The organism is Pseudomonas syringae, assembly GCF_021606685.1.
In the GTDB taxonomy this organism is placed as follows: domain Bacteria; phylum Pseudomonadota; class Gammaproteobacteria; order Pseudomonadales; family Pseudomonadaceae; genus Aquipseudomonas; species Aquipseudomonas syringae_R.
Map to the genome: position 1 here is coordinate 42,744 of NZ_WKCB01000025.1, position 18,867 is coordinate 61,610.

Consider the following 18,867-nt stretch of genomic DNA (forward strand, 5'->3'; position numbering starts at 1 on the left):
TGGGAGTAACTGCAGAGCATGTTCCGTAATTCCTATATTCAGCAGAACTCTGATATCCAGGCCGCAGGCGGCCTGGTCCCGATGGTTGTCGAGCAGTCCGCTCGTGGCGAACGCGCCTACGACATCTACTCGCGCCTGCTCAAGGAGCGAGTGATCTTTCTGGTGGGCCCGGTAGAGGACTACATGGCCAACCTGATCTGTGCGCAGCTGCTGTTCCTTGAAGCGGAAAACCCGGACAAGGACATCCATCTCTACATCAACTCCCCGGGCGGTTCGGTGACGGCAGGCATGTCGATCTACGACACCATGCAGTTCATCAAGCCGAACGTATCGACTACCTGCATTGGCCAGGCTTGCAGCATGGGCGCGTTCCTGCTGACGGCCGGTGCCGAAGGCAAGCGTTACTGCCTGCCTAACTCGCGCGTGATGATTCACCAGCCGCTGGGCGGTTTCCAGGGCCAGGCGTCGGACATCGAAATTCACGCCAAGGAAATCCTGTTTATTCGCGAGCGCCTCAACACGTTGATGGCCAAGCACAGCGGGCACACCCTGGAAGAAATCGAGCGCGACACCAACCGCGACAACTTCATGAGTGCGGAAGCTGCGAAGGCCTATGGTCTGATCGACGCAGTGATCGAGAAGCGCCCCGCTTAATCTAAGCCGCTCAAAATAGGGCTGGTCGGCGTGTCCGACCACTGGCGGGCTTGAAAAAGCCCGCATAAGCCTTCATCTTGTGTTGCAAGCCTATCGGATTTGGATCGAACGAATGACTGACACCCGCAACGGCGAGGACAACGGCAAGCTGCTCTATTGCTCCTTCTGTGGCAAAAGCCAGCATGAAGTGCGCAAATTGATTGCCGGCCCCTCGGTCTTTATCTGCGACGAGTGCGTCGACCTGTGCAATGACATCATCCGTGAGGAGGTGCAGGAAGCCCAGGCCGAAAGCAGCGCGCATAAATTGCCTTCGCCTAAAGAAATCAGCGGCATCCTTGACCAGTACGTTATTGGTCAAGAGCGTGCAAAGAAGGTTCTGGCCGTAGCGGTGTACAACCACTACAAGCGCCTCAACCAGCGTGACAAGAAAGGCGACGAAGTTGAGCTTGGCAAGAGCAACATCTTGCTGATCGGTCCTACAGGCTCGGGTAAAACCCTGCTTGCAGAAACCCTCGCTCGCTTGCTGAACGTTCCATTCACCATCGCCGACGCAACCACCCTCACCGAGGCTGGGTACGTGGGTGAAGATGTCGAGAACATCATTCAGAAACTGCTGCAGAAGTGTGACTACGACGTAGAGAAGGCCCAGATGGGTATTGTCTACATCGACGAAATCGACAAGATCTCGCGCAAGTCCGACAACCCGTCGATCACTCGGGACGTTTCCGGTGAAGGCGTGCAGCAGGCCCTGTTGAAACTGATCGAAGGCACGGTTGCTTCCGTACCGCCACAAGGCGGCCGCAAGCACCCGCAGCAGGAATTCCTTCAGGTTGATACGCGTAACATCCTGTTCATCTGTGGCGGTGCGTTCTCCGGTCTGGAAAAAGTTATCCAGCAGCGCTCCACCCGTGGCGGCATCGGTTTCGGTGCGGAAGTGCGCAGCAAGGAAGAAGGCAAGAAGGTGGGCGAGTCCCTGCGTGAAGTCGAGCCTGACGATTTGGTCAAGTTCGGTCTGATCCCGGAATTCGTTGGCCGTCTGCCGGTCCTGGCCACGTTGGACGAGCTGGATGAGGCTGCTCTGATTCAGATCCTCACCGAGCCGAAAAACGCCCTGACCAAGCAATACGCGAAGCTGTTCGAAATGGAAGGCGTGGACCTCGAGTTCCGTACCGACGCACTCAAATCGGTGGCCAAACGGGCACTGGAGCGCAAGACCGGTGCACGTGGCCTGCGTTCTATTCTCGAAGGCGTGTTGCTCGACACCATGTACGAAATCCCCTCGCAGTCCGAGGTGAGTAAAGTGGTGATCGACGAAAGCGTTATAGAAGGTAAGTCCAAGCCACTGTATATCTACGAAAACAGTGAGCCGGCTGCCAAGGCTGCGCCAGACGCGTAAGCGTTTCGCAGTTTCGGTACAAACAAGGGGCCTCTAGGGGCCCCTTTGTTTTTCATGAAGATTTTTTACTGCGTGTAACTGCGGGCATTGAGCTTGTTTTTTTTACACGCAGCCCCCATCTTGGTTTCAAGTTTATTTTTCAACTGTCATAGAGGCGAAATCATGAAGACAACCATTGAATTGCCTCTCCTGCCGTTGCGTGATGTCGTCGTCTATCCGCACATGGTTATCCCGCTGTTCGTGGGGCGCGAGAAGTCTATCGAAGCCCTCGAGGCCGCGATGACGGGCGACAAGCAGATCCTGCTGTTGGCCCAGAGAAATCCAGCTGATGATGATCCAGGCGAAGATGCGCTGTATCGCGTCGGTACCGTTGCAACTGTCCTGCAATTGCTCAAGCTGCCCGATGGCACCGTCAAGGTGCTGGTGGAAGGCGAGCAGCGCGGCGCGGTGGAACGTTTCATGGAGGTGGATGGCCACCTGCGCGCCGAAGTGGCGCTGATCGACGAAGCCGAAGCCCCTGAGCGCGAATCCGAAGTTTTTGTACGCAGCCTGCTCTCGCAATTCGAGCAGTATGTGCAGTTGGGCAAGAAAGTCCCGGCTGAAGTCCTGTCTTCGCTTAACAGCATCGATGAGCCAAGCCGCCTGGTCGACACCATGGCCGCGCACATGGCGCTCAAGATCGAGCAGAAGCAGGACATCCTCGAAATCATCGACCTGCCGGCCCGTGTCGAACACGTGCTGGCACTGCTGGATGCTGAAATCGACCTGCTGCAGGTTGAGAAGCGCATCCGTGGTCGCGTGAAGAAACAAATGGAGCGCAGCCAGCGCGAGTACTACCTGAATGAGCAGATGAAGGCCATTCAGAAGGAGCTCGGCGACAGCGAGGAAGGCCACAACGAAATCGAAGAGCTGAAAAAGCGCATCGATGCCGCTGGCTTGCCAAAAGACGCCCTGACCAAAGCCAACGCCGAGCTGAACAAGCTCAAGCAAATGTCGCCGATGTCCGCCGAAGCCACGGTGGTGCGCTCCTACATCGACTGGCTGGTGCAGGTGCCGTGGAAGGCCCAGACCAAGGTGCGCCTGGACCTGGCGCGCGCCGAAGACATCCTGGATGCCGACCACTACGGCCTCGAAGAAGTCAAAGAACGTATCCTCGAATACCTCGCCGTGCAAAAGCGCGTGAAGAAAATTCGTGGCCCGGTGTTGTGCCTGGTCGGGCCGCCTGGCGTGGGTAAAACCTCCCTGGCCGAGTCCATTGCCAATGCCACCAACCGTAAATTCGTGCGCATGGCCCTGGGTGGTGTGCGTGACGAGGCGGAAATCCGTGGGCATCGCCGCACTTACATCGGTTCGATGCCGGGAAGATTGATTCAAAAGATGACAAAGGTGGGTGTACGCAACCCGCTGTTCCTGCTCGATGAAATCGACAAAATGGGCAGCGACATGCGTGGCGATCCGGCATCGGCACTGCTCGAAGTGCTCGACCCGGAGCAGAACCACAATTTCAACGACCATTACCTGGAAGTCGACTACGACCTGTCCGACGTAATGTTCCTGTGCACCTCCAACTCCATGAATATTCCGCCAGCCTTGCTGGACCGGATGGAGGTGATTCGTCTGCCGGGTTACACCGAAGACGAGAAGATCAACATCGCCGTCAAATACCTCGCGCCCAAGCAGATTTCGGCGAACGGCTTGAAGAAAGGCGAGATCGAATTCGAGGTCGAGGCGATCCGCGACATCGTTCGTTACTACACCCGCGAGGCCGGTGTACGGGGCCTGGAGCGCCAGATTGCGAAGATCTGCCGCAAAGCGGTCAAGGAACATGCGCTGGAAAAACGCTTCTCGGTGAAGGTAACCGCCGACGCCTTGGAGCACTTCCTCGGCGTGCGTAAATTCCGTTACGGCCTGGCTGAGCAGCAGGACCAGGTAGGGCAGGTGACTGGCCTGGCGTGGACCCAGGTGGGTGGCGAATTGCTGACCATCGAGGCCGCAGTGATCCCGGGCAAAGGTCAATTGATCAAGACCGGCTCCCTCGGCGATGTGATGGTTGAATCCATCACCGCCGCGCAAACCGTGGTCCGCAGCCGCGCCAAGAGCCTGGGCATCCCCCTGGACTTCCACGAGAAGCACGACACCCACATCCACATGCCGGAAGGGGCGACTCCCAAAGACGGCCCTAGCGCAGGCGTAGGCATGTGCACGGCGCTGGTGTCGGCATTGACCGGTATTCCGGTGCGCGCCGATGTGGCAATGACCGGGGAAATTACCCTGCGGGGTCAGGTATTGGCCATCGGTGGTCTGAAAGAGAAATTGCTGGCGGCACACCGGGGTGGCATCAAGACCGTGATCATTCCTGAAGAGAATGTTCGCGACTTGAAGGAAATTCCTGACAACATCAAGCAGGATCTTCAGATTAAACCGGTTAAATGGATTGACGAGGTCCTGCAAATTGCGCTGCAATACGCGCCGGAGCCCTTGCCGGATGTGGCTCCGGAGATAGTCGCCAAGGACGAAAAGCGCGAGTCTGATTCCAAGGAAAGAATTAGCACGCATTAATGTGTTAAAGCCTGGAGGCTTCCTTGACAGCTTTTTAGAGCCCTTGTTATAAAGCGGCTCTTCTAAGTGTCTGTAGGTCATTCAGCACTGGTTTTTGCTTTCACCAAAAAACTTAGAATCATACTCAATAGATATATAAGGGGACTTAGAGTGAACAAGTCGGAACTGATTGATGCTATCGCCGCATCCGCTGATATCCCGAAAGCTGCTGCTGGCCGTGCGCTGGATGCAGTAATCGAATCCGTCACTGGCGCTCTGAAGGCCGGCGACTCCGTGGTACTGGTAGGCTTCGGTACTTTCTCTGTGACTGACCGCCCAGCTCGCACTGGCCGTAACCCACAGACTGGCAAAGCACTGCAAATCGCTGCTGCCAAAAAACCAGGTTTCAAAGCCGGTAAAGCCCTGAAAGAAGCCGTTAACTAAGCTTCGACCGAGCCTTTACCTACCCGGGTCGGACTTAGGTCTGGCCTGGCAGCGGAGCGGCAGCTGACCCACGTATCCATTGGGTCGCCACGCCGGGGGTACGAATTCAAACCCCCGACCGCTCCGCCAGTTACGAGAAGGCGCATCCTCGGATGCGCCTTTCTTCTATCCGGACTCTACCCACGCTCCACGGTTGCCTATTTTTGAAGTTCAACCGTTTCTGGGGGACGCATGCTGCAAAATATCAGGGACAATTCACAAGGCTGGATTGCCAAGACCATTATCGGGATCATCGTCGCATTGATGGCGTTCACCGGTATCGAGGCTATTTTTCAGGCTTCGACCAACACCAAGCAGGACGTGGCCAAGGTCAACGGTGAAGAAATCACCCAGACCGAACTGAGCCAGGCCGTCGACATGCAACGTCGCCAGCTGATGCAACAACTGGGCAAGGATTTCGACGCTTCGCTGCTGGACGAGAAACTGCTGCGCGACGCCGCCCTCAAGGGCCTGATCGATCGCAAGCTGCTGCTGCAAGGCGCGGCCGATTCCAAGTTCGGCTTCTCGGAAGCTGCGCTGGATCAGGTGATCCTGCAGACACCGGAATTCCAGGTGGACGGCAAGTTCAACGCTGAACGCTTTGACCAGGTGATCCGTCAGCTGGGCTACAGCCGCCTGCAATTTCGTCAGATGCTGACCCAGGAAATGCTGATCGGCCAGGTTCGCGCAGGTATCGCTGGCAGCGGTTTCGTTACCGACGCCGAGGTGCTGGCATTCGCTCGTCTGGAGAAGCAGACCCGCGATTTCGCCACCGTCAACATCAAGGCCAACCCTGCGGCGGTGAAACTTACCGACGACGAGGTCAAGGCTTACTACGACCAGCACGCCAAAGAGTTCATGACCCCGGACCAAGTGGTCATCGACTACCTGGAGCTCAAGAAGTCGTCTTTCTTTGATCAGGTCACGGTCAAGGATGATGAGCTGCAGGCGGCCTATCAGAAAGAAACCGCCAACCTCGCTGAACAGCGTCGTGCCGCGCATATCCTGATTGAAGTGAACGATAAGGTCACCGAGGCGCAAGCCAAGGCGAAGATCGAAGACATCCAGGCACGCCTGGCCAAGGGTGAGAAGTTCGAAGCCCTGGCCAAGGAGTTCTCCCAGGATCCAGGTTCGGCCAACAATGGCGGCGACCTTGGTTTTGCCGGCCCTGGCGTTTACGATCCGGACTTCGAGACCGCCTTGTACGCGTTGAACAAGGACCAGGTATCGGCGCCGGTGCGCAGCACCTTCGGTTGGCACCTGATCAAGCTGTTGGGCGTTGAAGCACCGCAAGTGCCGACGTTTGCCAGCCTGAAAGACAAGCTGACCCGTGAGCTCAAGACCCAACAAGTCGAGCAGCGTTTTGTCGAAGCAACCAAGCAATTGGAAGACGCGGCATTCGAAGCCTCCGACCTGGCCCAACCAGCGTCTGACCTCAAGCTGACCGTGCACACCTCCGCGCCATTTGGCCGTGAAGGTGGCGAAGGTGTTGCGGCCAACCGCGCCGTGGTCACCGCTGCGTTCAGCCCGGAAGTGCTGGATGAAGGTGCCAACAGCACCGCCATCGAGCTGGACCCGGAAACCATCATCGTGCTGCGTGCCAAAGAGCACCTCAAGCCGACCCAACTGCCACTGGAAAGCGTTGCCGCGCCGATCCGTGCGCAGATGGCCAAGGAGCGCGCCAGCGCGGCTGCCAAGACCCATGCCGACGAGTTGATCGCCAGCCTGCGTGATGGCAAGACGCCGCTGAACCAGCCGGTTGATGGTCAAGCCTGGAAAGTCACTGAAGCGGCTACCCGTAGCCAGGAAGCGATCGACCCGGCTGTGCTGCAAGCCCTGTTCCGCATGCCCAAGCCTGCGGCCAAGGACAAGCCGACCTTCACCACCGTGACCCTGGCTGACGGTAGCCTGGTGATCGTGCGCTTGAACGGCGTCAACGAAGCTGCAGCCCCATCGGACGAAGAAAAGGCGCAATACCGCCGCTTCCTCGCTTCGCGTGTCGGCCAGCAAGACTTCGCGGCGTATCGCAAGCTGTTGGAAACCAAGGCTGACATCAAGAAGTACTGATGCCGCTTTGAACAAAAAGCCCCCGGCCTGAAAAGACCGGGGGCTTTTTTATGTGCGCTAGACTGGACGCTGAGTATCCCGATCAAGGAGTTTCAAGCGTGTTGATTCAAGGAATGGAGGGCTTGGTGATTCGTCGTGCCGGCGTGGCAGACGCGCCGGCGGTGCTGCAGGTTTTTGATGAGGTGATCGCCTGGTTCGTCGCCATCGGCAATCACGCTCAATGGGGCACTGAGCCGTGGTCGGCCGTGCCCCGGCGAGTTGCACAAGCAGAACAAGCGTGTGCGATGCCGGGGGCGTGGGTCGTCGAGGATTCTGAAGGGCGTATACACGCCGCGCTCGTGTTAGGTGAGGCGATGCCTTATGTGCCAGCCGCGACCGAGCCCGAGGTGTATGTGCGCTGGTTGATCGTCGGCCGTGACAAGCGTGCACGCGGCCTTGGCCGGCGTCTGCTGGCCTTTGCCGAAGACCGCGCCCGGGCGGCCGGTGTCAGCCGCCTGCGCGTCGACTGCTACGCTGGCGGCACGGGCGACCTGGTGCGTTTTTATGAATCCTGTGGCTATGCGCGACTCTTAACCTTCGACCTGGAGGGCTGGCCCGGCCAGTTGCTGGGGCGAAGCCTTGGATGCACCGGCGATGGCCAATAGCATCAACACAATCACCGCCCAAGGGAACACCGCGACGCCCCAGCCCTGGAGCAGCACACCCCCAGCGAGTCCGCCGCCCGCTATCCCAAGGTTCCACACGGTGACCAGCATCGATTGCGCGGCATCGGCCGAGGCTCCCGCCGATTTCGCCAACGCCGTCTGCAGCAAGGCCGGTAACCCGCCGAATGCCAGGCCCCATAAGGCCACGGCGGTGTAGACCACCATCGGCGACTCGATCCATAACGCCAGTGCCAGGGCCAGCAGGCCAAACAGCGAGCAACTGATCAACACGAGCAGGCGCAACCACCGGTCAATCAACAGGCCCGCAAGCCAGATGCTCACCAGCGCGGCCAGGCCAAATACCAGCAACACCCGGTCAACGTCCGCAGCGATCCCGGCGGGCACCAGCAGCGGCGCGATGTAGGTGTACAGAATGTTGTGGGCCAGCACGTAGGTAAACGTTACCCACAGCACCGGACGAATCCCCGGCAGCCGCAGTACTTGGCCCAGGCCCAGGCGTTTTTGCGCGGGTTGGCCGGCAAAGTCCGGGAGCTGCCAGCGAGCCCAGACCAGCAGCACCAGAGTCAGCCCGGTCATGATCGCAAAACTCAAACGCCAGCCCACCAGCGTGCCGAGTAATGTGCCAGCTGGCACCCCCAGGGATAGCGCCAGCGGCGCGCCGAGCATGGCGATGGCAATCGCGCGGCCTTGCAGGTGCGGGGCCACCATCCGGCTGGCATACCCCGCCAGCAGTGCCCAAAGCAGCCCGGCGAAGACCCCGGCAAAAAAACGCGCCACCAGCGTGAGGCCATAGTGGCTGGAGAGTGCGGTCACGCTGTTGACCAGGGCAAAGCCACCAATGGCCACCAGCAATAGCGGCCGTCGGCGCCACCCACGGGTCAGCAGTGTGAGGGGGATAGCCGCGAGCAATGACCCCAAGGCGTAGAGGGTGACCAATTGGCCGACCAATGCTGGCGACACGCCCAGGCCTTCGCCCATCTGTGGCAGCAGCCCGGCGGGCATGGCTTCGGTAAGGATGGTGATAAAACCGGCGCACGCCAGTGCCAATAGGCCACCCAGCGGCAGCGTATCCGGGGGCAGTTTGGGGTTGTTGCTCATGATGTCGATCCATGCAAAAGGGCAAGGACGCAGGGTAGGGGGCTGTCGCTTGCGGAAAAACAGGCTAAGGTTCCGAACTTATCGGACGCAGGTGTCCGTAATCACCAGGGAGAGAGTCATGGACAGCTTGGGCAGCCTCTCGGTCTTTGTGCAGGTGGCGGAGACGCGCAGCTTTACCGCCGCCGGTCGTGTGCTGGGGGTGTCGTCCTCGGCGGTGGGCAAAAGCATCGCGCGCATGGAGGAACGCCTGGGCGTGCGGCTGTTTCATCGCAGTACCCGCAGCATCACCCTGACCAGCGAAGGTGCGCTGTTCCTTGAGCGGTCGCGGCGTATTTTGGCCGAGGTGGAGGCGGCGGAGCGCGAGTTGACGGAGGCCGGCGCCACGCCCCGGGGCAAATTGCGCATCAGTGTGCCGCAAGTGCGTGGCTTGTTGATGCCGGTGCTCAGCGACTTTATGCGGGCTTACCCGCAAATCGAGCTGGATGTGGATTTTTCCGACCGCATGGTGGATGTGATCGAGGAAGGTTTTGACGCGGTGATTCGCACCGGTAAGCCGGAAGATTCGCGTTTGATGGCGCGCCACCTGGGGCATTACCACCTGGTGCTGGTGGGGACGCCGGCCTACTTTGAACAGCACGGTACGCCGCAACAGCCCCAGCAGTTGAGCGACCACGCGTGCCTGCGGCACAAATTCTGCGCCACCGGCAAACTCGAGCCCTGGCCCTTGCGCCTCGTACCGGGTGGCGCCGAACCGACCTTGCGCACACCGTTTGTCAGCACCACGATCGAGTCCCTCAACCATGTGGTGCACGAAGGGTTGGGCATTGCCTGCCTGCCGGACTACATGGTCAACCAGGCCGTGGCAGAGGGCCGCCTGCAACGAGTGCTGGATGATTACCTGGAACACCGAGGCAGTTTCTGGATGCTGTGGCCATCAAGTCGGCATGCTTCGGCCAAATTGCGCGTATTTATTGATCATATGTGTGCCGGGCTGTTTCCTGCAGGCGCCGTCCCATAAGCCTGTGACGTTTTACCGACAGGAATGCGCGCGCCAACGCGTCGTTCTGTTGCACAATACCGCCCGGACCGTTTTCCTCAGGATTTTCAATGTCGACATCATTTCACTTGCGTAGCCTCGGGTTGGCGCTGGTGTTGGCGGGCGCCGCGGGCTGCTCGTCACCCAAGACCGCTATTTATGAACATGAGAATTTCGACGACTCCGGCACGTTTTCCCGGGATTACCCGGTCACTGATGTCGCCGCGTGCGAAGCCGCACGGCGTGCGTTGCTGAGTCAGGGCTACATCATCACCAGTAACGATCCAAAACTGGTGGTGGGTAACAAGAGCTTCCAACAGACCGGCGAAACGCACCTGCAGATCAGCTTCAACGTGGTGTGCGCGGATGACGGCAAGGGCGTCAACCACTCGACGATGTTCGCCAACGCCTTGCAGGATCGCTATGCGCTGAAGAAGGTCAACAACTCCGCGAGCCTGGGGGTGGGTGTACTGGGTTCGGTGTCGATGCCGATTGGCTCCACCGATGACTCGATGGTCAAAGTCGCCAGCGAGACGGTGTCCGCGCCCAAGTTCTACGACCGTTACTTTGCCCTGGTGGATGTGTTCCTGCCGCAGGAAGTGAAGAAGGCCGAGCATATTCCCGAGACGCCCAAGGCTGACCTGGGTGTGCCAGAGCCCAAGGCCGCGCCGGTTGCCGACAAGGTCGAGGCGCCGAAGGCAGAACCGGCCGTTTCCGAGCCTGTGACGCCACCGGCCGAGCCTGCGCCGATTGCGCCACAAGAAGAGCCGGCACCTGCACCAGCGCCGGCTACTTCAGACCTGCCACCGCCGACAGAGGCGATTCCACCGCTGCCGACGCCTGCGCAGTGACTCAGACCGCTACGGGGTCGACCTTGTCGACGTTGATCCCGTAGCGTTTGATCGCCTCACTGACCTTCTCGCGACCCACCACACCGTCATCTGCCAGTGCCTTCAAGGCCGCGAGTGCGATGAAGTGGCGATCCACTTCGAAAAATTCGCGCAAGGTTTCCCGCGTATCCGTGCGGCCACGGAAAAAGTGGTCGAAGCCTACGTCGTACAACACGGCGGCTGACGCGTAGGTCGCGATATGCCCACCCACACCGGAATGCTTGCCGGCGCGCAGCACCATGGCCATGGCGTTCCAGCGGATAAACGCGTTGGTCCGTCGTTCGATGGCCAGGTTGCCGGGGTAGGGCAACTGGCGGTCCACCGGGATGGTATTGACGTAGGGGGTGGTCACCCGCCCGTAGAAGTCGCCATGCCGCGCCACGTCGAAATCCAGCAACTGATCGATCAGGTAGTGCGCGCGCGGGCGGCCTTCGGTGGACAGCACCGATTCGATAGATTCCAGCCACTCGCGGGTTTCCTGTGGATCGTCATCGCGTCTGACTGCGTTATTCGGGGTCATGTGAGGCTCCAGGGTAGGCGGATTTTAAGTGGCGGATTCCTTGTGGGAGTGCCGTCAAAGTAATTGCAATTGCAACTACAAGGCCGAATCTAGCGCGGGATGAGCTACTATTGCAACCTTCTTGAAATCCCCCGGATGGTGTTGCATGTCGTCGAAAGAGCCTGATGTATGGTTCCGTTTTGTCAGGGCTCACAGGACCGTCATCCGTGAAATCGAACGCCGCCTGGCCGCTGCCGACCTGCCGCCCTACGCCTGGTACGACGCCCTCTGGGGTCTGGAAAGCGGCCCCGATGGCACCCGCCGAATGCACGAATTGGCCGATGTGCTGGCCATCGAGCGTTACAACCTCACGCGGCTGGTCGACCGCCTGGAAAAAGACGGCCTGGTGCTGCGTTCGCGCTCTGACGGCGACAGCGACGGCCGCGCGGCGTTTGCCTCGATCACCGATGCGGGCCGGGTGTTGCGCAAACACATGTGGAAAATCTACGAAAGCACGGTAGATGAGTTGTTTTTGTCACAGATCGAGCCGGAGCATCGCCAGGCCTTTGCCGATGCGTTGGAGCGCACTGCCGGGCTGGCGGTGGAGGCCGGGGTACAGGTTCGAGGACGACGCAGCTCCAAGAAACAATAGAGATCCAATGTGGGAGGGGGCTTGCTCCCGATAGCGGCGTATCCGCTGACACACTGCCATCGGGAGCAAGCCCCCTCCCACATTGACTGCATCCCAAGTCATTTCAGTGGGTAGCGCTGCATTGCGGTTTGCACTTGCTGCGCATCGATTTGCCCTGCATCCGCCAATGCCCTTAACGCAGACACCACAATCCAGTACCGACTCGGCGCCGCCGCCTGCACCGAACCCGCCCCCAGCGCCACATAGCGCGCATCCACATAAGCCGCCAACTGGTCGACAATCGGTTGCGGGTAGCCCGTGACGGCAATCACCGGCGCCTCGCTTCCCGCCAAGCAGTCACGCAGATGGCAGCTGCGCTTGGCTGCTGTGGGATGCAGGCGGTTCCAGCGCTCAGCCGCCGCTGCCTCGCGGGCCAGCCGTGTGTAGCTGGGGCAGCTCCACAGCTGCGCGGTGATATTCCAGTCCTGTTCCAGCAAGCGTGCGGCCTGCACGACCTCTTCAAGCGCACACCCGGCGCCGAGCAATCGCACGTCTACCGAGCGGTCGCCCTGGACCCGATACATGCCTTTGAGTGCATCCCCATAGGCCTGCTCGCTCAGCGATACGGTGCTCTGATGGTCATGCAGCGCCAGGTAATAAAACCCTGGTTGGCTGTCGATATACAGTGCGTGTAACCCCGCCAGCACAATCGCCCGTGCCTCGTCCCCGGAGGCGGGGTCATAGGGGGTGCAGCGCGGATGGGCCGCCAGCCACAACGGCAGGGAAGGTTGCGTGCCCTTGGGCCATGGCGAGGGCTGGGTTTCGATGTCGTTGCACAGGATGCCGCGCTGCGCGGTTTCGTCCACCAGCGCGCACAACTGCGCCGACGACGTGGCGCTGTGCAGGTAGAGCATTGGCTTTTCGCCGGTATTGCGCGCGAACCAGGTAGGCCAGCCACCCACGCGCCGCGAGCGCGACTGCCCACGGATGACCCAGGCCTGGCGGCTGAATTCCAGGGTGTTGGCCATGTTTATCACGGTGTACAGCGGCGAGTTGGCGCAGGAGGGGGCGTTACTCAGGGCGTCGATACAATGTTGTGCGCAATGCGTGGTCATGGGCAGTTTCCTGGCAAGGGATGCCTGCACCCTAATGGAAATATGATTGCAATTGCAATGATGTGGCGTGAGGCCTTGAAGCCTCAGATGCTAAATCCGCCTGATGCTGCTACGTTTAATCCTGAAGTGCAGGAACGTCATGGCGCAGACATTTTTTCGTCATGACGGCACTTTAGGCTGGTGATGCAGGTCATTTATCTGCAGCCGCTTGAATCAGACAAAAAGGAGTCCACCATGGACGAATACCAGGAAGAACTGCTTGAGTACCACGCGATTGAGCTGGACCCGCTGGAACCTGCAGACGATGCAACAGAGCTGTAAGACCGACTTCAGGCGGAATGCCGCTGACTGCGGCGAAATTCCCCTGGGGTCTGGTTGTTCCACCGCCTGAACGCCCGTTGAAAGGCTTGGGCCGAGGCAAACCCTAGCAAGTAGGCGATTTCGCCAAATGCCAGTTCCGTATCGCGAATGTAGGTCATGGCCAGGTCGCGGCGGGTGTCGTTGAGAATCGCGCGAAACTGAGTGCCTTCTTCGGCCAGTTTGCGCCGCAGTGTCCAGGTCGGCAGCTTCAAGCGTGCCGCCACTTCCTCCAGGTCGGGTTCCCGGCCGCCATTGAGCATCGGCCCCAACAACCGCGTGATGCGCTCGCGCAGGCTACGGGTGCGGGTCAATTGCTCCAATTCCCGTTCACACAGTTGCAGCAGCAGTTGCCAGGTGCTGGGGCAGTGCTGTGGGTTGCGCAGCGCCAGCGTGGCCTGGTTCAGGCGCAGTTGATTGGCCTCGGCTCCAAACTGGATCGGGCCATCGCCCAGCAGGCTGTATTGGTCGCTGTAGTCCGGCGCTTCGAACTCGATCTCGACCCGCTGCGCCTGCACCGGTTGCTGCGCGAGGCTGGACAACTGCTGCAGCCAGCCAGCGATGATCGAGTCCACCACAAAGCGGTTATAGGCGTTGTAGGGGCTGATGGAGTAGAACCGCAGCCACGCGCCCTCGGCATCCTCATGAAAGCTCGATTGCCCGCGATAGTTGGCGCCGTACAGCGCTTCAAAGCGGGTCAGCGCGCGCGCCGCCTCGCGGACGTTGGGCGCCTGGGCGGCGGTCACCCCGGCCAGCCCGGCCTGGCTCAAGCGGCTGAGCTGGCCCATGCGCAGGCCCAGGCCGGGGTCACCGGTCAGTTGGATGGCCGCGTGGCCCAGGCGCATGTAGCGCGGGATCGATAAGCGCGCACCGGCCTCGGCCAGGCGGGCGGGGTCGAGGCCGTATTGCAGCAGCAGCGGTTGCGGGTCCAGGCCGTGGCTGTGAATGGCATCCGCCAGGGTGTGCACAAAGCCCACCGACAGATCCCCCAGGCGCACCGGCTTCATGGTGCTACAGCCAGATATTCAGCAAGCGCGCGCCACGCGCCTCGCCGTCGGCGCTGATTTGCCCGTTGCTGCTGAGGAAGCTATGCCCGGCAGTGCCCAGGTCCCAGAACTGCCCGCGCAGGAACACGCTCATGCCGGCGCTCGCCTGGCTGATGGCGGGCTGGCTGATCAGGGTGAGCCGGCGCCAGGCCTCGCCCTCGCTGAGTTCCTCGGGCTTGAGGCTGATTTCCACTGGCGTGGACACGCTTTTGAAGCCGCGCCACGGCCGGTCCCAGGTGTCGCGGCCGAGTACAAACGCCGGCACCGCGACCAGTTGTGCGCCTTGCTCGTTGAGTTTGCGGTAGTTGTCCGGGTACCAGCTGTCGCTGCCGATCAGGATGCCCAGGCGACCGGCCGGGGTGTCGACCACGCTGACCACATTTTCATCGCCAGGCTCGATAAAGCCGCGCTCATCGTAGATAGGGTACAGCTGGCGCTGTGGCTCACCGATGGGCAGACCGTCAGCCGCAAACACCACGCTGGCGTTGTACAGCGCACCGTGGCCGACCTGCAACTGGCCTTGGCTGACACTCGGGTTGGGCAGGGCGATGGAGCCCGCCACGAGGGTCACGCCAAACTCCTTGGCCAGCCCGCCGAACAGCACCTGATAGTCGCGCGCCATGTCCTGGGCCTTCATGCGCAGGTAGGCGTCGTCAGTGCGGTTTTCACCGGTGGCGCTGATCCAGGCACGGGCGAACAGCAATGGGTTGCTGGCCGACAGCCAGTTCATCGCATCCTTGGCGTGCAGCGCTTGGTATACCTCGTTTTTTTCGCCCGTGAGCATCAGCCAAGTGCCGATATGTTCCGGGAGTACTACGACGGTCTTGTCGTTGATCAGCCCCAGGTCCCGAGCTTTTTGCAGGTAGGCCGCCAGCTTGAGGTGCAGGCGTTCCGGGCTCTGGTAATCGGCGGGATACAGCTCTGGCTGGATGCCTAGCAGGTTACCGCGCTCGGCAGGCAAGCCTTCATTCACGGCGAGGGTGATGCGCAGGTCAGACAGGTAATGCGCCACGGGGCGCTCCTGGGTCCAGACCAGATACGCGGCGATGGCGGCAACGAAAGCCATGGTGACGGTGAAAGCTAGAAGTTTACGCATGGGGCAACAGACCACAGACCGTGTGCAGGGTTCGCCGACTAGGGTAGGGCCCATGCACCGGCTTGCCAAGGGGCGCTGTGCATTTGGATCAATAACTTGTCAGTTTCAGTCATTGAGCCGTCGTCCACCGCCTCTTAGTCTGTGGGGCATAAACCGATGGCGCGCCGTTCGAGCGTGTCACGTCCCGTGATGATCCGTTGTGGAGCTGTACCATGACCGCTGCTGCCTACCCGCACCTGCTGGCCCCGTTGGACCTGGGTTTTACCACCTTGCGCAACCGCACCCTGATGGGCTCGATGCACACTGGCCTGGAAGAAAAACCCGGCGGTTTCGAGCGCATGGCGGCCTACTTTGCCGAGCGCGCCCGGGGCGGCGTGGGCCTGATGGTCACCGGTGGCATTGGCCCGAATGACGAAGGCGGGGTGTATTCCGGCGCGGCCAAGCTGACCACTGAAGAAGAAGCGCAGAAGCACAAGATCGTGACCCAGGCCGTGCACGAAGCGGGCGGCAAGATCTGCATGCAGATCCTCCATGCTGGCCGTTATGCCTACAGCCCCAAGCAGGTTGCACCCAGCGCGATCCAGGCGCCGATCAACCCGTTCAAGCCCAAGGAGCTGGACGAGGAGGGCATCGAGAAGCAGATCGCGGATTTCGTCACCTGCTCAAGGCTGGCACAGGTCGCCGAGTACGACGGCGTGGAAATCATGGGCTCCGAAGGTTATTTCATTAACCAGTTCCTCGCCGCCCACACCAACCATCGCACTGACCGTTGGGGCGGCAGCTACGAGAACCGCATGCGCCTGGCCGTGGAAATCGTGCGCCGGGTACGCGAAGCGGTGGGCCCGAACTTCATCATTATTTTCCGCCTGTCGATGCTCGACCTGGTAGAAGGCGGCAGCACCTGGGAAGAGATCGTGCAGCTGGCCAAAGCCATTGAGGGCGCCGGTGCGACGATCATCAACACCGGTATCGGCTGGCACGAAGCGCGTATTCCGACGATCGCCACCAAGGTGCCGCGGGGTGCATTCAGCAAAGTCACCGCCAAATTGCGCGGTTCAGTGCAGATCCCGCTGATCACCACCAACCGTATCAACACGCCGGAAATCGCCGAGCAGATCCTCGCCCAAGGCGATGCCGACATGGTGTCGATGGCGCGGCCGTTTTTGGCTGACCCGGAGTTCGTCAACAAGGCCGCCGCCGGCCGTGCCGATGAAATCAACACCTGCATCGGCTGTAACCAGGCCTGCCTGGACCACACCTTTGGCGGCAAGCTGACCACCTGCCTGGTCAACCCGCGTGCCTGCTATGAAACTGAGCTTAATTACCTGCCGGTCCAGCACATCAAGAAAATCGCGGTGGTCGGCGCCGGCCCTGCTGGCCTGGCCGCTGCAACAGTTGCCGCCGAGCGTGGGCATCAAGTGACCCTGTTCGATTCAGCCAGCGAAATCGGCGGCCAGTTCAATATCGCCAAGCGTGTGCCGGGCAAGGAAGAGTTCTTCGAAACCCTGCGCTACTTCAAACGCAAATTGCAGACCACCCACGTCGAGCTGTGCCTGAACACCCGGGTCGACGTTGCCCAGCTGGCGGCGGGCGGCTATGACGAGATCATTCTGGCCACGGGCATTGCGCCGCGCACCCCGGCCATCCCTGGGGTCGAGAACGCCAAGGTGCTCAGCTACCTGGACGTGATCCTCGAGCGCAAGCCCGTCGGCAAGCGCGTGGCGGTGATCGGCGCCGGCGGTATCGGTTTTGACGTCTCGGAATTCCTCGTCCACCAGGGCGTGTCTACCAGCCTGGACCGCGACGCGTTCTGGAAAGAGTGGGGCATCGATACCCAGCTGCAAGCCCGTGGCGGCGTGGCCGGCATCCAGCCCGAGCCGCATGCGCCGGCGCGTGAGGTGTTCCTGCTACAGCGCAAAGCCTCCAAGGTTGGCGACGGACTGGGCAAGACCACCGGCTGGATCCACCGTACCGGCCTGAAGAACAAGCGGGTGCAGATGCTCAACAGCGTCGAGTACCTCAAGATCGACGATGAAGGCCTGCATATCCGCATCGGCGCCGAGGGCGAGCCCCAGGTGCTGGCGGTGGACAACATCGTCATCTGCGCCGGTCAGGACCCGCTGCGTGAACTGCAGGACGGGCTGGTCGCGGCCGGCCAGACCGTGCACCTGATCGGCGGCGCCGACGTAGCGGCCGAGCTGGATGCCAAGCGCGCCATCAATCAGGGCTCGCGCCTGGCGGCCGAGCTGTAAGCACCCGAGCGGGGCGGTGTTAGACTACCGCCCCGTTTTTTAGGCAGATTCCTCCCGATGGGTCCCTTCGATTGGCTCCCCCACGCACCCCTTGAACGCCTGCGGCTTGATTGGCTGAACGGCGTCGAGTTGGCCGTGTTGCGCCTGGATCGCATCGACCCGCTGATCAGCGGCAACAAGTGGTTCAAGCTCACCGAGCATCTGGCACAGGCGCAACAGGCCGGTGCCAGCGGCATCATCAGCCTGGGTGGCGCCTACTCCAACCATCTGCACGCGTTGGCAGCCGCCGGCAAGCGTTTTGATTTTCCCACCGTCGGCCTGTTGCGCGGGCATCCGCAAGATACACCCACCGTCCTCGACCTCAAGACCTTTGGCATGCAGCTGCATTGGCTGGGTTACGGCGGCTATCGCGCGCGGCATGAGCCGGGTTTCTGGTTGCCCTGGCGTGAGCAGTATCCCGAGTTGCACCCCGTGCCGGAGGGCGGCGGCGGGCTGGCGGGCGCATTGGGCTGTGGCGTGCTGGTCGAGCAGGCCCGCGCGCAGTTGAGTACGCTCGGTTGGGGCGATTACGACGCCTGGTGGCTGGCGGCGGGTACCGGCACCACGCTGGCGGGTTTGGCGCTGGCAGAGGCGGGCGCGCATCCGGTGTACGGTGCTTTGGCGGTGCCGGACGACCATGGCGTGGCGCAGAACATCGCCGCTATCGCACCAGGCGGATATGCATTGCTGGACGCCAGCCGGGGCGGTTTCGCCAAGGTAGATCCACTGTTGCTCGACTTTATCGAAACCACGGAAAAGGCTTGCGGCCTGCCACTGGAGCCGCTCTACACCGCAAAAGCGCTACTGGCATTGAAGCAGCAGATCAACGCCGGGCGCTTCACCCCCGGCACGCGCCTGATCTTCCTCCACACCGGCGGCTTGCAAGGCCGCCGCGGTTTTACTGTCTGACACACAAACTATGGGGGAGGGCGCTTGCCCCCGATGGCGGTATATCAGTCGACAGATTGATTAGCTGATCTACCGCCATCGGCAACACCCCCCCTA

The 18,867-nt window shown here is 60.9% G+C and carries 16 protein-coding genes and 1 pseudogene; 12 read left to right on the plus strand and 5 right to left on the minus strand.

Going from position 1 to position 18,867, the window contains the following annotated elements; all coding sequences use genetic code 11:
* The first annotated feature begins 18 nt into the window (after nucleotides 1–18).
* The 6 genes from clpP (at nucleotide 19) to GIW02_RS12410 (ending at nucleotide 7,782) form a co-directional block, all read left to right on the plus strand.
* Nucleotides 19–654 carry an ATP-dependent Clp endopeptidase proteolytic subunit ClpP gene (gene clpP, locus GIW02_RS12385; RefSeq protein ID WP_236412727.1) on the plus strand — a complete coding sequence of 212 codons (636 nt, stop codon included), beginning with the start codon at nucleotides 19–21 and terminating at the stop codon, nucleotides 652–654.
* A gap of 112 nt (nucleotides 655–766) precedes the next feature.
* Nucleotides 767–2,050 carry an ATP-dependent Clp protease ATP-binding subunit ClpX gene (clpX, locus tag GIW02_RS12390; RefSeq protein ID WP_017136464.1) on the plus strand — a complete coding sequence of 428 codons (1,284 nt, stop codon included), beginning with the start codon at nucleotides 767–769 and terminating at the stop codon, nucleotides 2,048–2,050.
* A 162-nt stretch (nucleotides 2,051–2,212) separates the two neighbouring features.
* The gene (gene lon / locus GIW02_RS12395) at nucleotides 2,213–4,609 is read left to right on the plus strand and encodes an endopeptidase La (protein WP_236412737.1); all 2,397 of its coding nucleotides are present in this window, start codon (nucleotides 2,213–2,215) and stop codon (nucleotides 4,607–4,609) included.
* A 150-nt stretch (nucleotides 4,610–4,759) separates the two neighbouring features.
* On the plus strand, nucleotides 4,760–5,032 hold the full coding sequence (locus GIW02_RS12400) for an HU family DNA-binding protein (protein ID WP_003174819.1): 273 nt from the start codon (nucleotides 4,760–4,762) through the stop codon (nucleotides 5,030–5,032).
* A 231-nt stretch (nucleotides 5,033–5,263) separates the two neighbouring features.
* Nucleotides 5,264–7,138, plus strand: a complete 1,875-nt coding sequence (locus GIW02_RS12405) for a SurA N-terminal domain-containing protein (protein ID WP_236412746.1) — start codon at nucleotides 5,264–5,266, stop codon at nucleotides 7,136–7,138.
* Between the two features lie 98 nt (nucleotides 7,139–7,236).
* Entirely contained in the window at nucleotides 7,237–7,782 is a 546-nt protein-coding gene (locus GIW02_RS12410) for a GNAT family N-acetyltransferase (protein WP_236412748.1), read from the plus strand.
* On the opposite strand, the gene GIW02_RS12415 is transcribed toward GIW02_RS12410, so the two are convergent.
* Nucleotides 7,708–8,901, minus strand: coding sequence for an MFS transporter (locus GIW02_RS12415; protein WP_236412751.1), 1,194 nt, complete (start codon nucleotides 8,899–8,901; stop codon nucleotides 7,708–7,710). The two genes, GIW02_RS12410 and GIW02_RS12415, sit on opposite strands and share 75 nt — an antisense overlap.
* Nucleotides 8,902–9,019: 118 nt before the next feature.
* Between GIW02_RS12415 and GIW02_RS12420 the strand changes: the two genes are divergently transcribed.
* Both GIW02_RS12420 and GIW02_RS12425 read left to right on the plus strand, forming a co-directional pair.
* Nucleotides 9,020–9,919, plus strand: coding sequence for a LysR family transcriptional regulator (locus GIW02_RS12420; protein WP_236421880.1), 900 nt, complete (start codon nucleotides 9,020–9,022; stop codon nucleotides 9,917–9,919).
* An 89-nt stretch (nucleotides 9,920–10,008) separates the two neighbouring features.
* Nucleotides 10,009–10,788 (plus strand): DUF2242 domain-containing protein, encoded by a 780-nt coding sequence (locus GIW02_RS12425; protein WP_236418481.1) that lies wholly within the window; start codon nucleotides 10,009–10,011, stop codon nucleotides 10,786–10,788.
* A gap of 163 nt (nucleotides 10,789–10,951) precedes the next feature.
* Here GIW02_RS12425 and aceE read toward each other — a convergent pair.
* Nucleotides 10,952–11,347: pseudogene (aceE, locus tag GIW02_RS12430) on the minus strand (pyruvate dehydrogenase (acetyl-transferring), homodimeric type); the annotation flags it as partial.
* Between the two features lie 145 nt (nucleotides 11,348–11,492).
* Between aceE and GIW02_RS12435 the strand changes: the two are divergent.
* Nucleotides 11,493–11,978, plus strand: coding sequence for a MarR family transcriptional regulator (locus GIW02_RS12435; RefSeq protein ID WP_236418483.1), 486 nt, complete (start codon nucleotides 11,493–11,495; stop codon nucleotides 11,976–11,978).
* Between the two features lie 98 nt (nucleotides 11,979–12,076).
* Here the strand turns inward: GIW02_RS12435 and GIW02_RS12440 are convergent, their stop codons facing one another.
* The gene (locus GIW02_RS12440; protein ID WP_236418484.1) at nucleotides 12,077–13,072 is read right to left on the minus strand and encodes a transketolase-like TK C-terminal-containing protein; all 996 of its coding nucleotides are present in this window, start codon (nucleotides 13,070–13,072) and stop codon (nucleotides 12,077–12,079) included.
* A 183-nt stretch (nucleotides 13,073–13,255) separates the two neighbouring features.
* Here GIW02_RS12440 and GIW02_RS12445 point away from each other — a divergent pair, with 183 nt between their 5' ends.
* Nucleotides 13,256–13,393, plus strand: coding sequence for a hypothetical protein (locus GIW02_RS12445; protein WP_236418485.1), 138 nt, complete (start codon nucleotides 13,256–13,258; stop codon nucleotides 13,391–13,393).
* Between the two features lie 8 nt (nucleotides 13,394–13,401).
* On the opposite strand, the gene GIW02_RS12450 is transcribed toward GIW02_RS12445, so the two are convergent.
* Nucleotides 13,402–14,436 carry an AraC family transcriptional regulator gene (locus tag GIW02_RS12450; protein ID WP_236418486.1) on the minus strand — a complete coding sequence of 345 codons (1,035 nt, stop codon included), beginning with the start codon at nucleotides 14,434–14,436 and terminating at the stop codon, nucleotides 13,402–13,404.
* Between the two features lie 4 nt (nucleotides 14,437–14,440).
* The gene (locus GIW02_RS12455; RefSeq protein ID WP_236418487.1) at nucleotides 14,441–15,571 is read right to left on the minus strand and encodes a carbon-nitrogen hydrolase family protein; all 1,131 of its coding nucleotides are present in this window, start codon (nucleotides 15,569–15,571) and stop codon (nucleotides 14,441–14,443) included.
* Nucleotides 15,572–15,783: 212 nt separating this feature from the next.
* On the opposite strand from GIW02_RS12455, the gene GIW02_RS12460 reads away from it, so the two are divergent.
* Together GIW02_RS12460 and GIW02_RS12465 are read left to right on the plus strand one after the other, a co-directional pair.
* Nucleotides 15,784–17,823, plus strand: coding sequence for an NADPH-dependent 2,4-dienoyl-CoA reductase (locus GIW02_RS12460; protein ID WP_236418488.1), 2,040 nt, complete (start codon nucleotides 15,784–15,786; stop codon nucleotides 17,821–17,823).
* Between the two features lie 57 nt (nucleotides 17,824–17,880).
* Nucleotides 17,881–18,771, plus strand: coding sequence for a pyridoxal-phosphate dependent enzyme (locus GIW02_RS12465; RefSeq protein WP_236421881.1), 891 nt, complete (start codon nucleotides 17,881–17,883; stop codon nucleotides 18,769–18,771).
* Nucleotides 18,772–18,867: the final 96 nt, after the last annotated feature.

Excerpts from the sequence above, each read along its gene's own strand:
- GIW02_RS12415 (WP_236412751.1), bottom strand. The coding sequence starts at position 8,901 with ATGAGCAACAACCCCAAACTGCCCCCGGATACGCTGCCGCTGGGTGGC.
- lon (WP_236412737.1), top strand. The coding sequence starts at position 2,213 with ATGAAGACAACCATTGAATTGCCTCTCCTGCCGTTGCGTGATGTCGTC.
- GIW02_RS12450 (WP_236418486.1), bottom strand. The coding sequence starts at position 14,436 with ATGAAGCCGGTGCGCCTGGGGGATCTGTCGGTGGGCTTTGTGCACACC.
- clpX (WP_017136464.1), top strand. The coding sequence starts at position 767 with ATGACTGACACCCGCAACGGCGAGGACAACGGCAAGCTGCTCTATTGC.
- GIW02_RS12465 (WP_236421881.1), top strand. The coding sequence starts at position 17,881 with ATGGGTCCCTTCGATTGGCTCCCCCACGCACCCCTTGAACGCCTGCGG.
- GIW02_RS12445 (WP_236418485.1), top strand. The coding sequence starts at position 13,256 with ATGCAGGTCATTTATCTGCAGCCGCTTGAATCAGACAAAAAGGAGTCC.
- GIW02_RS12460 (WP_236418488.1), top strand. The coding sequence starts at position 15,784 with ATGACCGCTGCTGCCTACCCGCACCTGCTGGCCCCGTTGGACCTGGGT.
- clpP (WP_236412727.1), top strand. The coding sequence starts at position 19 with ATGTTCCGTAATTCCTATATTCAGCAGAACTCTGATATCCAGGCCGCA.
- GIW02_RS12455 (WP_236418487.1), bottom strand. The coding sequence starts at position 15,571 with ATGCGTAAACTTCTAGCTTTCACCGTCACCATGGCTTTCGTTGCCGCC.
- GIW02_RS12405 (WP_236412746.1), top strand. The coding sequence starts at position 5,264 with ATGCTGCAAAATATCAGGGACAATTCACAAGGCTGGATTGCCAAGACC.
- GIW02_RS12440 (WP_236418484.1), bottom strand. The coding sequence starts at position 13,072 with ATGACCACGCATTGCGCACAACATTGTATCGACGCCCTGAGTAACGCC.
- GIW02_RS12425 (WP_236418481.1), top strand. The coding sequence starts at position 10,009 with ATGTCGACATCATTTCACTTGCGTAGCCTCGGGTTGGCGCTGGTGTTG.
- GIW02_RS12435 (WP_236418483.1), top strand. The coding sequence starts at position 11,493 with ATGTCGTCGAAAGAGCCTGATGTATGGTTCCGTTTTGTCAGGGCTCAC.
- GIW02_RS12420 (WP_236421880.1), top strand. The coding sequence starts at position 9,020 with ATGGACAGCTTGGGCAGCCTCTCGGTCTTTGTGCAGGTGGCGGAGACG.